Raw genomic sequence first — 12,274 nt, forward strand, 5'->3', positions numbered from 1 at the left:
ACCTATAAAAAAAGAAACAGGAATCCCTGTTTCTTTTTTTAATACTTCATTTTTGCGTTTTCTCCAGCTGTTGTTCCAGCAATTCTACCAGTAACAAGGGCAGATGTAATGTTATAACCACCAGTATAACCGTGAATATCAAGAACTTCTCCGCAGAAATATAAGCCGTTCGTAAATTTAGAAGACATTTCTTTCGGATTAATTTCTTTAACGGATACACCGCCGCCAGTAACGAATGCTTTTTCAATTGACTGCGTACCATTTACATTCACAGTAAATTCTTTAAAGTCTTTCACAAGTGCACGAATCTTTTCGTGAGAAACTTGTCCAGCTTGCTCGCTGCCATCAATTTCATTTTTTTCTAATAAGAATAGGAAGTAACGTTCAGGAACATAACCTTTTAACACGTTTTTAATTCCTTTTTTCGGATCTTCTTTCATTTGTTTCAGCATGCGCTGGAATAGTTGCTCGCTATTTTCTTCTGGCAACGCATCAATGCTCATTTGCACTGTCTTCGTTTTGAACTTTTTCAGTGCTTTTACAACGAATTGACTACAGCGAAGGGCAGCAGGACCAGATAAGCCGAAATGAGTGAAGAGCATGTCCATTTTGTGAGAAATGATAGCTTTTCCTTTCGGGTTTAATACGCTTAAGTTTACGTCTCGTAAAGCGAGTCCTTGTAGTGAACGGTCTTGAATAAATGGTTCGTTTGAAAGGATTGGTACTTCTGTTGGGAATAATTCTGTAATTGTATGACCAGCTTTTTCTGCCCAAGCATATCCGTCTCCAGTAGAACCAGTTTGCGGAACTGATTTTCCGCCGACAGCGATAACGACGTGGTTTGTTTCTAACACTTCGCCAGTCTTTAGTACAACTGCTTTCGTTTGACCGTTTTCATATTCAATCGTTTCAACAGGTGTATTCGTACGCATCTTTACACCTAAATCTTTTAATCGTGTTAAAAGTGCGTCTACTACCGATTGCGCTTTATTTGAAACAGGGAACATGCGGCCATGATCCTCTTCTTTCAGTTTTACACCGAGATTTTCGAAGAATGTAATAATATCTTCATTATTAAAAATAGAAAAAGCGCTGTATAAGAAGCGGCCATTTCCTGGTATATGTTTAACGATCTCATCAAGTGGTAGACGGTTCGTTACGTTACAGCGACCGCCACCAGAAATTGCAAGTTTACGCCCTAGTTTATTTCCTTTATCAAGAAGTAAGACGCTTGCGCCTTCTTCTGCAGCACCGATTGCAGCCATTAGCCCAGAAGGCCCGCCGCCGATGACAATAACATCATAATGCATAATATATCGACCTCATTTTCTACATTTCCTGCCTAAAAGAATAGCATGTTTTCCCTTAAAAGAAAAATAGAGTGAAGTACTGCTTAAGGAGAGAATTGTGGTACAATACAAAAGTTAGAGTTCAGCACTATCCTGCTGTTTGTGGGCCATAGGACTAAAACCTTAAGCGTTAGGGGAAGTCTAATAGTTCTCGAATGCTCGAATAGTTCAATTTATTATAGTTTCACTTTATGTAGATGTAGGAGGATTTTTGTATGTCCGATTCGAAATTTCTGCGCGGAACGCTTATCGTTACGTTAGGGACATTTTTAGTGAAGTTCTTAGGCATGATTTACGTCTTTCCGTTTCATGCATTAGTAGGGACAGAAGGCGGAACGCTCTATACATATGGATATATTCCATATACAATCTTTTTAAGTATTGCAACGGCAGGGGTGCCGCTTGCTGTTTCAAAATTCGTTTCCAAATATAATGCGCTTGGCGATTATAAAACGAGCCGGAGAATGTTCCGCTCGGGAATGGTTATGATGATAGTAACAGGAGTTCTTTCATTCCTAGTACTGTACATGACGGCGCCGTTGTTTGCAGAAGCAATGCTTGGTAAACAAAGTGTACACAGTAATATAGGAGAAGTTACGACGATTATTCGTCTTGTAAGTTTTGCGCTTATTGTTGTACCGGCAGCGAGTTTAATTCGTGGTTATTTCCAAGGTCACCAGTCGATGGGACCAACTACTGTTTCGCAAATTATTGAACAAATTATTCGTATCGTCTTTTTATTAGCGGGTAGTTTTATCGTTATTAAAGTACTTGGTGGTACAGTTGCAACAGCAGTTGGGGTAGCGACATTTGCTGCGTTCGTTTCAGCAGTTGGAGCGCTCGGTGTACTCATTTGGTACTGGCTAAAACGTAAAAAACATTTGGATCAATATTTAATTGAACAAACTGTACCAGAATCGACAGTGAGTACTGTTCAATTATTTAAAGAATTATTTGCATATGCGATTCCTTACGTTGTAATTGGGTTAACAATTCCTTTATATCAACAAATTGATACATTGACATTTAACTCAATTATGCAAGCAATTGGCCAAGGTGATATTGCAGAGCGAGCACTCGGTATTTTCACAATGTGGACGCATAAATTAATTATGATTCCTGTATCACTTGCGACGGCGTTTAGTTTAACACTTGTACCAGCGATTACAAAATCATTTACTGAAAAGCAATACCGTTATTTAAAGTTACAAATTACACAAACATTCCAGGCAAATATGTTCTTAACATTGCCAGCGGTTGTCGGTATTTCATCACTTGCCTATCCGATTTATACTGCATTTTACGATTCAGATCCATTAGGTGGACAAGTATTAATGTGGTATGCACCGGTTGCGTTGTTATTTGCTTTATTTACAGTAACAGCGGCAATTCTGCAAGGTATTAACCAACAAAAGCATGCGATTATCGCACTTATAATGGGTGTTATTTTGAAATTTGTATGTAACGTAATCTTTATTCGTTATTTCGGTACAGTAGGGGCGATTCTAGCAACAGCTGTTGGTTTCCTAGCTTCTGTTTGGTACACAAATCGACAAATTAAAAAATACGCACACTATTCATTCGGTGTTGTATATAAGAGAACGTTCCAAATTGCAGTATTAACACTTGTAATGGTCGTTACTGTGAAATTATCACAATGGATTCTATCCTTCATGATTTCGCCTGATGGCCGAATGGGTGCTCTTATTACGGTTGCGATTTGTGCAAGTATTGGTGGTCTTGTTTACGGATTGTTAGCAATTCGCACAGGAGTACTTGAAAGAGTATTTGGCGGAGAAGCGTTAGAGAAGATCCAACGTAAACTTGGCAATAGATTCAAAATAAAGTTGAAATCAAAAGGGGCGTAATTACGTCCCCTTTTCTATGATAAATAAAGAAGGTGAAAAACGTGAGATTAGATAAATTATTAGCAAATATGGGATATGGAAGTAGAAAAGAAGTAAAGAAATTATTGAAAGACGGCGTTGTAAAAATTGATGGCATATCAGTGAAAGATGCAAAGGTTCATGTAAATGTAGAAGAACAAGAAGTTATGATTCACGGTGAAGTTGTGGAATATAAAGAGTTTGTTTACTTAATGATGCATAAACCACAAGGCGTTATTTCAGCGACAGAAGATGATAATCATGAAACGGTAATAGATTTATTAGAGTTAGAAGATGCGATTTTTAATCCGTTCCCAGTTGGAAGACTTGATATTGATACAGAAGGTTTCTTATTAATAACAAATGACGGAAAGTTATCACATCAATTGTTATCTCCGAAAAAGCATGTGCCGAAAAAATATTATGCACACGTTGCAGGAGTAGTAACAGAAGAGGATGTAAAAGAGTTTGCTAAAGGTGTTATTTTAGATGATGGCTATGAAACAAAGCCAGGTGCACTTACAATATTAAAAAGCGATGATATTTCTGAAATCGAGCTTGTCATTACAGAAGGAAAGTTCCATCAAGTAAAGCGTATGTTTGAAGCGGTAGGGAAAAAAGTAGTCTACCTAAAGAGAACAGAGATGGGACCGTTAGTGTTAGATGAAGAGCTAGAACTTGGACAATACCGTGAGCTAACAGATGAAGAAGTAGAGATGTTAAAAACATATCAAGTAGATACTGAGAAATAGTGCTATTTTTAGGCGCAGAAAAGACCCCTTTCTAATGAGTTAGAAAGGGGTATGTATTTATTTACATACAATTATTTTTCGTTATGAGGTCATTCTCACTTTCTTTCCTGTTGTTGTCCACTTACCGCGGCAAGGGCTATACACGAGTTCATTAAACTGCAACACATTTAGATCACGTTGTATCGTTCGCGGTGTGATCCCGAACTCATCTACAAGGTCTTTCGTCGTTACCGTTCCGTTTTCATTGATGTACATATAAATTGATTTAATGCGTGTTAGCATACGAGTAGTTGTAGGTTTCAAGAGAAAACCACTCCTCTACTAGTTTTTTTGACCCCATTCAGGAAAGAAGGTCGTTACTACCATTGTACTCTACATGATAAAATTCATGCTTTAATCTACTTAAATTTTACAGAAATTTAACAAATATTCATATAGAAAAATATTGGTAGTTGACATTGTATATATGGTCAGTCAACTAACACATAAAATTCTACGTAAAACGCCAAATTCCTGCAAATTTTTTTGAAAAAACAAAAGAAAAACTAATGAGAAATATCTGAAATATTACAATTGTTCGGTATTTAGTTTTCGTGTATGGCATAAGAGATTTCGGTTTGTTATGATGAAAGAAACAATATAGTGAAGGATGGATGCGTGATGTCAGCAATTAATTGGACAGAAGAAGTTGCAAAACGAAAAGATGATTTAATTCGTGATACACAACAATTTTTACAAATTAAAAGTGTGTGGGAAGAAGAGTCAGCGAAAGAGGGCGCACCATTCGGTGAAGGTGTAGAAAAAGCTTTATCTTTCATGTTACATAAAGGAGAAACGGAAGGTTTTACTTCTAAAAATTTAGAAGGGTATGCAGGTCATCTTGAAATGGGACAAGGAGAAGAATTAGTAGGTATTCTTTGTCACGTTGACGTTGTACCAGAAGGCGATGGCTGGACGACTCCTGCATATAGTGCAGATATTCGTGATGGAAAGATTTTTGCACGTGGTGCAATTGACGATAAAGGCCCAACGATGGCAGCTTACTATGCGATGAAAATTGTGAAAGAATTAGGATTACCTCTTTCAAAACGCGTTCGTATGATTTTAGGAACAGATGAGGAAAGTAATTGGAAATGTGTAGATCACTACTTTAAAAACGAAGAAATGCCAACAATTGGTTTTGCGCCAGACGCGGACTTTCCAATTATTAATGCAGAAAAAGGAATTTCTGATATACAAGTTGTGCAAAATGGTAGTGAAGAGAAGAAAGGTACATATGAACTTGTTTCATTTGAGTCAGGTCGCCGTTTAAATATGGTTCCTGATTTTGCAGAAGCGGTTGTTACAGGAGAGGATGTAAGTGCACTTACAGTAGCATATGAAGAGTATTTACAAACTGCTAAAAAAATAGGTGAAGCAATTGTAGAAGGTAATACAGTAACGTTGCAAATTAAAGGAATTTCAGCTCACGGATCTACTCCAGAGAAGGGCGAGAATGCAGGTTTATTACTGGCAAACTTCTTAACGAAAGTTGCTCTTGATGGAAAAGGGGCTTCGTTTGCAACATTTGCAGCAGAAACATTTATTGGTGATATTTATGGTGAAAAGGCTACTATCGCTTATAAAGATGAGGTTAGTGGTCCATTAACAGTGAATGTTGGTCGCCTTTCTTATACGAAAGAGAATGGTGGTAATTTAGGATTAAACGTACGTTACCCAGTTACAACTAACTTTGAAGAAATGATTGCAAAGTTAAAAGAATATGTGGGTACTCATGGATTTGAAGTGGCGGATTATTCGAACTCTCGCCCGCATCATGTTGATAAAGAACACGTATTAATTCGTACGTTGCAGCGCGTATATGAAGAACAAACAGGTGAAAAAGCAGAACTATTAGCAATTGGCGGTGGTACTTACGCTCGTTCGTTAAAAGCTGGTGTTGCATTTGGCCCATTGTTCCCTGGAAAAGAAGAACTTGCACATCAAAAAGATGAGTATATTGAAATTGAAGACTTATTAAAGGCAACAGCAATTTATGCGCAAGCAATTTATGAATTAGCGAAGTAATGGATATATAAATAATAAAAGACCGTCCCGATACATACTTTGGGACGGTTTTCTATTACGTACCGTTTGTTGGTAAGCAGATGTTCCTTGTCGAAATGTAGATATCATTTCATCTATTAACGCGACCTGAACTTGGTTAGACTTGTAGGGAAGTTGGATTCTTTTTAATGGAATGAGATAAGAAAGAAAAGCAACAATAGAAAGAAGGAGAAGATGTACATGGAACTGCATTATTTTGTCGCAATTACGTTACCAAATCATATAAAAGAAGTGCTGTCTAACTATAAAGAGGAAATGCAAGAGGAATTACCATTTCGTTCATGGGTACATAAAGAAGACTATCATATTACCCTTTCGTTTTTAGGTAGTGCGACAGAGGAACAATTAGAAGGAATAAAGAATGGATTACAAGCACTTATAGAAATGAAAGAACTATTGTTCACATTACAAGGATTTTCAACGTTTGGTATGGAAGACAGGCCGCGTATTTTTTGGGCAAAGGTAAGCGAAAATCAAGATTTGTTTCAATTGCAAAAGCAAGTACACGTTATGTGTGAAGAGAATGGATTTTCTTTAGAAACGCGCCCGTATCATCCGCATATTACTGTTGCCCGTAAATGGGTAGGAGAAGAAAAGTTTGATTTAGAACATATAAAGGAAGTGCCTGAAATATCATTTCAAGCGGATACGATTACTTTATACGAATCTCATGTAAAGGAGACACCGAAATATAAAGCAATTGCTGAAATAAAATTACAAAAATAGAATGTATGAAAACGTTTTTTATACAGGTGAATATACTATAAAGAACAATGTGTTACTGTATAGGGCTTCGTTGATAAGAAAAGCCTTATCATTTGCAGCTCGTTTCATTTTAACTTTAAGAATGATGGTGATTTTTTTATGTTGAAAGTAAAACGTCCATTTGATGCCTATTTAGATGAAATGAATAAAATTACAATTTTGCTCCCACATGCGTATGGAACAAGTCGGACATTTCGTTTGCAAGAAGGAAGTAACGTGAAAGATCTACCGATTGCTCATACAATTGCGCTTCCGGATGCAACGAAGTATGAGTGCTTTATAGAAGAGCCGCTAGATGTGGGGAAGTATTATACAGTACGAGATGAACGGAATGAAGAAACAGATTTACAAATAGGTGCTGTCATAAGAACAGCGATTTTCGATGAAAAGTATTATTACGAAGGTACAGATTTAGGGGCAGTGCACCAAAAGGAAGCAACTACATTTAAAGTATGGGCTCCAACTGCGAGGCTTGCGAAAGTACGAATTTATAAAAATGATAAAGAATATACAGATTACGAAATGTACAGAGAAGAAAATGGAGTTTGGGCTCATACATTGCACGGTGATTTAGCAGGGGAAAAGTATACATTTCTTGTTTGTATAAATTTAATATGGAACGAAGCTGTGGATCCTTATGCAAAATCAGTGACTGTAAATGGGAAGTACGGCGTTGTTATTGATTTGGAAAAGACGAATGTAGCAAAGCGAGGGCAATTACCACCATTACAAGCAATGACAGATGCCATATTGTATGAACTGCATATTCGTGATGCTACTATTCATCCGGGCAGTGGAGTGAGTAAAAAAGGAACATATAAGGGACTAATGGAAGAAGGAACGACAGGGCGAAATGGGACGTTAACAGGTTTGTCTCATATAAAAGATTTGGGTGTTACACATGTTGAACTATTACCTTTATATTGTTTCGGTGGTGTAGATGAGGCAAACCCTTCCTCTGCATATAATTGGGGTTACAATCCATTATATTACAATGCGCCAACGGGATTTTATGCTACAAATCCCTCTGACCCGTATAACAGGATCGTAGAGTGTAAACAGCTGATTGAAACATTTCATGAGCATGGCATTAGGGTGATTATAGATGTTGTATATAATCATGTGTATGAAAGAGAGCTCTCATCATTTGAAAAGCTTGTCCCAGGATATTATTTTCGTCATGGTGAAAATGGTATGCCTTCTAATGGGACGGGAGTCGGAAATGACATAGCATCTGAACGGAAAATGATGAGGAAATTCATTGTAGAGTCTATTTTATATTGGCTTACGGAGTACAATGTTGATGGATTCCGGTTCGACTTAATGGGAATTTTAGATGTTGATACAATAAATATAATAGAAAAAGAAGTGCGAAATATAAAGCGAGATGCACTGCTATTAGGAGAAGGATGGGATCTACAAACACCACTTCCTCCAGAGGAAAAGGCAACGTTAAATAATGCAAAGAAAATGCCGCATATTGCGCAATTTAATGATCAATTTCGTGATGGGATAAAAGGGAGTACCTTTCATATAAATAAACGTGGTTTTGCATTTGGTGGGTATGTAGACTGTAATCATTTGCAATATATTGCATCAGGAAGCCTTTTGAGTATGAAAGAAACAGGTTTGTTTCTAGAGCCTGTGCAAAGCATAAACTATGTAGAATGCCATGACAATATGACGATGTGGGATAAACTCATGCGCAGTAATGAAGAGTCGGAAGAGGTTTTGAAAAAACGTCACGTGCTAGCAACTGCAATGGTGATTCTGTCGCAAGGCATCCCTTTCTTACATGCTGGGCAAGAGTTTTATCGTACGAAGCAAGGGAATGAAAATAGTTATAATGCAAATGATGAAATTAATCAATTAGATTGGGATCGAAAAGAGAAAGAGATAGAGACCGTTAACTATATAAAAGGTTTAATTGCGATTCGTAAAGAGCACGGAGCATTCCGATTACAAAATGCAGACCTAATAAAAAAGCACATGACCTTTTTGCAAACATCTCCAGAAGTACTTGCACATCATTTAGAGCACGTAGAGTCGTTTGGACCGTGGAAAGAGATTGTCGTTTTATTTAATAGCAGTTTAGAAGCAAAAACGGTGCAACTTCCGAAAGAAGAAATGTGGCATGTGTTAGTAAACGAAAAGCTAGCGAAAATAGAGCCAATTTCTTCATTTAGAGGAAAGGAACTTAGGCTCGCTCCGATTAGCACGTATATATTGACGATAATGTGACAAATCGCTACTTGACGATGAGAATGTAATAAATGTAGAATTGACAAAGGTGACGATTTTGATAAGTTGTCATTCTATAGCTGGTTTTGTAAAATAAAATAGAGAATTTTTGGCTTATGCCAAGTTTTCTTTTCATTTACAGTAAAATATATGAATCCACAACATGTGTAGAAATGTTGCGGTTTTTCTTTTCATAACTATAAAAGATAAGGATTTGTTAACGGGTAATGAATATGGAATGGTTGGAACAATTATTAGGAAAAGAGTGGAGTCTTGTACCGGCTGGTGGAGTAACGGGCGATGCATATATTGCGCAAAACGGACAACAGAAGTTATTTTTAAAGCGGAATACATCGCCCTTTTTAGCGGTATTGTCAGCAGAAGGAATTGTTCCAAAATTACTTTGGACAAGAAGGGTAACGAACGGTGATGTAATTTCTGCTCAAAAATGGCTTCCGGGACAGAAGCTAGAGCCAGAGGATATGAAACTAGAACGTGTTGCGAAACTTTTGAAAAAAATACACTCCTCTAAAGCACTCGTGCAGATGATTCAAAGACTTGGGAAGCAGCCGCTTCACGCACAAGAGTTATTACAACAGCTGCAACTCGTTTTAAGAGGAGATATAAGGGATGAGGAAACAATTCAGCAAGGTCTTCAATATTTAATGGATTCATTAAAGGATATTGAATACAATGAATTCGTTGTATGCCATTGTGATGTAAACCATAACAATTGGCTATTGTCAGATGAAGATGAGTTGTTTTTAATTGATTGGGATGGAGCTGTAATTGCTGACCCAGCTCTAGACCTCGGTATGTTATTATATTGGTACATTCCGCGCCAAGAATGGAGTGAGTGGCTCGGTTACTATGATATTGAAATGGATGAATCGCTGCTTAAACGTATGAGATGGTATGTGATAGCACAAACGATTTTGTCTATTCAATGGCATACAACAAAAAAGCAGCAAGCAGAAGCTGAATATTGGCATCAATATTTACAGCAACTACTTGCTTCAGAGTAATACTTAAGAAAAATTGTCCATTCCAGCAATCCACTGAGTAAGTTGTTCTTGATTATTGGAAATGTGGTTGTCCAAATTAGAGGAAGATTTACCCGATTGACTATAAGAATATACATCGTTTAGCATTGCTTTAGCGTCACTACTTATATTATCGTTTGCGAGTAACGATTGAATGAGACGCTCTAATTGCTCGCATTCAGAAACTGTCCCGCAACAATCACTTTGGTGATTGACTAAAATATCTTTCAGCACTTCTAATTGATGTTGTTGATTAATTGGCATGAACGGATCATCCTTTCGATTGTTTTTCTCTTCTTAGAAAAGTAAGAGAAAAAGCTGTTTCGTCATGGAATGTTTAATGCTGTATGTAGTTTTTATCAAAATGGTACATCTTATACTTGAAAGAAACGGACCGAGTGCTCGTACGTACTTGGTTTTTTGTTTGGTAGATTGATTAAAAACAGAAAGAAGGAATTATTCCTTTAAAATAGCTATGTAAAGAGAGGGAAACATCTATGCGTTTAAGACATAAACCATATGCAATGGATCGAATTAATGAGTATTCACATATCGTAATCGGCAACCCAGAGGAGCGCGCTGGTAACTGGAAAGAAGTATTTGGAAATGAGCAACCCATTCACATTGAAGTAGGTACAGGTCGTGGCCGCTTTATGTATGATATGGCAAAAGCCAATCCACATATTAATTATATTGGAATTGAAAAATTCACAAGTGTTGTTGTAGACGCACTTGATAAATTAATTGAAGAAGAATTACCGAACTTAAAGTTAATTAATAAAGATGCTGAAGATTTAACAGTTTTCTTTGCAAAAGGTGAGATTGATCGCGTTTATTTAAACTTCTCAGATCCATGGCCAAAGAAACGTCATACGAAGCGTCGTTTAACGTATAAAACGTTTTTACGCAATTATGAAGAAGTGCTAGTAGAAGGCGGAGAAATTCATTTCAAAACAGATAACCAAGGTTTATTTGAATATTCTCTTATGAGTATGGCTGAGTATGGTATGTTACTAACTTACTTAAGCTTAGATCTTCATAACAGTGACTTTGAAGGTAACATTATGACTGAGTACGAAGAGAAATTCTCTAGTAAAGGTCATCGCATTTACCGAGTAGAAGCAAAATATCGTACAGAGCCTATGCAGTAATGCATAGGTTTTTTGTATCTAAAATAATCAGAATTTTATGTTAGTATTAAAAGAAAAGGGGGATGAAAAATGGAACAGTTACAAGTTGGAGATATAAAAGTGACTTGGCTAAAAGGTGGGAACACACATTTAGACGGAGGAGCAATGTTTGGCGTTGTGCCGAAAGTACTTTGGTCACGTAAATATAAACATAATGATACAAATCATATTTATTTACGAACAGATCCGTTACTTTTACAAACGAAAGATGGCAACATGCTCATTGATTCCGGAATAGGAAACGGTAAATTGAGTGAGAAAATGAAGCGAAACCAAGGTGTAACAGAAGAATCATCGGTTTATGAGTCATTAGAAAAACTAGGATTAAAGCCTGAGGATATACACTGCGTTTTAATGACGCATCTTCATTTTGATCATGCATCCGGCTTAACAAAATGGGAAGGGGATCACCTTGTGCCAGCTTTTCCGAATGCGAAAGTTTACGTAAGCGAAACAGAGTGGAATGAAATGAGGAATCCAAATATTAGATCCCGTAATACATATTGGAAGGAAAATTGGGAGCCGATTGTAGACCAAGTTATTACGTTTCAGCAAGAAATAGAAATTACAGATGAAATAAAAATGGCGCATACAGGCGGTCATAGTGATGGACATGCAGTTATTGCTTTAGAAAGCAAAGGAGAAACAATGCTGCATTTAGCAGACTTATTGCCGACGCACGCCCATCAAAATGTATTATGGGTAATGGCTTATGATGATTATCCGATGACATCAATTGAAAATAAGCAAAAGTGGATGAAGTATGGCGCTGAAAAAGATGCTTGGTTCACTTTTTATCATGACGCGTATTACCGTGCAGTAAAGTGGAATGAGGAAGGTCATATCGTAGAAAAAATAGAATGAAAAACGGATATAGAAGCATAAAAAGGGGGGAGCAGTCTCATTTTTGTTGTCGTTTTTTGTCGGTAAGTCGATATATTT

The 12,274-nt window shown here is 37.0% G+C and carries 11 protein-coding genes; 8 read left to right on the forward strand and 3 right to left on the reverse strand.

Going from position 1 to position 12,274, the window contains the following annotated elements:
- Positions 1 to 38 precede the first annotated feature (38 nt).
- Complete coding sequence (locus MR079_RS25345; RefSeq protein ID WP_029440169.1) at positions 39 to 1,310, reverse strand: BaiN/RdsA family NAD(P)/FAD-dependent oxidoreductase; 1,272 nt, start codon at positions 1,308 to 1,310, stop codon at positions 39 to 41.
- A gap of 254 nt (positions 1,311 to 1,564) precedes the next feature.
- Between MR079_RS25345 and MR079_RS25350 the strand changes: the two genes are divergently transcribed.
- The gene (locus MR079_RS25350; protein ID WP_242294857.1) at positions 1,565 to 3,217 is read left to right on the forward strand and encodes a putative polysaccharide biosynthesis protein; all 1,653 of its coding nucleotides are present in this window, start codon (positions 1,565 to 1,567) and stop codon (positions 3,215 to 3,217) included.
- Positions 3,218 to 3,258: 41 nt separating this feature from the next.
- On the forward strand, positions 3,259 to 3,987 hold the full coding sequence (locus MR079_RS25355; protein ID WP_001234935.1) for a pseudouridine synthase: 729 nt from the start codon (positions 3,259 to 3,261) through the stop codon (positions 3,985 to 3,987).
- Positions 3,988 to 4,068: 81 nt separating this feature from the next.
- Here MR079_RS25355 and MR079_RS25360 read toward each other — a convergent pair whose 3' ends face one another.
- Entirely contained in the window at positions 4,069 to 4,290 is a 222-nt protein-coding gene (locus MR079_RS25360; RefSeq protein ID WP_000805512.1) for a DeoR family transcriptional regulator, read from the reverse strand.
- A 357-nt stretch (positions 4,291 to 4,647) separates the two neighbouring features.
- Between MR079_RS25360 and pepV the strand changes: the two genes are divergently transcribed.
- The 4 genes from pepV to MR079_RS25380 all read left to right on the forward strand — a co-directional run bounded on the left by pepV (position 4,648) and on the right by MR079_RS25380 (position 10,124).
- Entirely contained in the window at positions 4,648 to 6,054 is a 1,407-nt protein-coding gene (pepV, locus tag MR079_RS25365) for a dipeptidase PepV (protein ID WP_242269731.1), read from the forward strand.
- A 219-nt stretch (positions 6,055 to 6,273) separates the two neighbouring features.
- Positions 6,274 to 6,819 (forward strand): RNA 2',3'-cyclic phosphodiesterase, encoded by a 546-nt coding sequence (thpR, locus tag MR079_RS25370; RefSeq protein ID WP_062822642.1) that lies wholly within the window; start codon positions 6,274 to 6,276, stop codon positions 6,817 to 6,819.
- A 138-nt stretch (positions 6,820 to 6,957) separates the two neighbouring features.
- Positions 6,958 to 9,099 (forward strand): type I pullulanase, encoded by a 2,142-nt coding sequence (gene pulA, locus MR079_RS25375; RefSeq protein WP_242294858.1) that lies wholly within the window; start codon positions 6,958 to 6,960, stop codon positions 9,097 to 9,099.
- A gap of 227 nt (positions 9,100 to 9,326) precedes the next feature.
- On the forward strand, positions 9,327 to 10,124 hold the full coding sequence (locus tag MR079_RS25380) for a phosphotransferase family protein (RefSeq protein WP_001055736.1): 798 nt from the start codon (positions 9,327 to 9,329) through the stop codon (positions 10,122 to 10,124).
- Between the two features lie 3 nt (positions 10,125 to 10,127).
- On the opposite strand, the gene MR079_RS25385 is transcribed toward MR079_RS25380, so the two are convergent.
- Complete coding sequence (locus tag MR079_RS25385) at positions 10,128 to 10,406, reverse strand: YtzH-like family protein (protein ID WP_001122234.1); 279 nt, start codon at positions 10,404 to 10,406, stop codon at positions 10,128 to 10,130.
- Positions 10,407 to 10,639: 233 nt separating this feature from the next.
- Between MR079_RS25385 and trmB the strand changes: the two genes are divergently transcribed.
- A complete protein-coding gene (trmB, locus tag MR079_RS25390; protein WP_001239380.1) occupies positions 10,640 to 11,293 on the forward strand; it encodes a tRNA (guanosine(46)-N7)-methyltransferase TrmB in 654 nt (217 codons plus the stop codon).
- Positions 11,294 to 11,362: 69 nt separating this feature from the next.
- Positions 11,363 to 12,196 carry a YtnP family quorum-quenching lactonase gene (locus MR079_RS25395; RefSeq protein ID WP_242294859.1) on the forward strand — a complete coding sequence of 278 codons (834 nt, stop codon included), beginning with the start codon at positions 11,363 to 11,365 and terminating at the stop codon, positions 12,194 to 12,196.
- The last annotated feature ends 78 nt before the right edge of the window (positions 12,197 to 12,274 follow it).

Origin of the sequence: Bacillus cereus group sp. BfR-BA-01381 (assembly GCF_022663555.1) — a bacterium.
Lineage (GTDB): Bacteria > Bacillota > Bacilli > Bacillales > Bacillaceae_G > Bacillus_A > Bacillus_A pacificus.

Coding starts and splice junctions, on each gene's coding strand:
- MR079_RS25395 (WP_242294859.1), top strand. CDS start 11,363: ATGGAACAGTTACAAGTTGGAGATATAAAAGTGACTTGGCTAAAAGGT.
- thpR (WP_062822642.1), top strand. CDS start 6,274: ATGGAACTGCATTATTTTGTCGCAATTACGTTACCAAATCATATAAAA.
- MR079_RS25345 (WP_029440169.1), bottom strand. CDS start 1,310: ATGCATTATGATGTTATTGTCATCGGCGGCGGGCCTTCTGGGCTAATG.
- pepV (WP_242269731.1), top strand. CDS start 4,648: ATGTCAGCAATTAATTGGACAGAAGAAGTTGCAAAACGAAAAGATGAT.
- pulA (WP_242294858.1), top strand. CDS start 6,958: ATGTTGAAAGTAAAACGTCCATTTGATGCCTATTTAGATGAAATGAAT.
- MR079_RS25350 (WP_242294857.1), top strand. CDS start 1,565: ATGTCCGATTCGAAATTTCTGCGCGGAACGCTTATCGTTACGTTAGGG.
- MR079_RS25385 (WP_001122234.1), bottom strand. CDS start 10,406: ATGCCAATTAATCAACAACATCAATTAGAAGTGCTGAAAGATATTTTA.
- MR079_RS25380 (WP_001055736.1), top strand. CDS start 9,327: ATGAATATGGAATGGTTGGAACAATTATTAGGAAAAGAGTGGAGTCTT.
- trmB (WP_001239380.1), top strand. CDS start 10,640: ATGCGTTTAAGACATAAACCATATGCAATGGATCGAATTAATGAGTAT.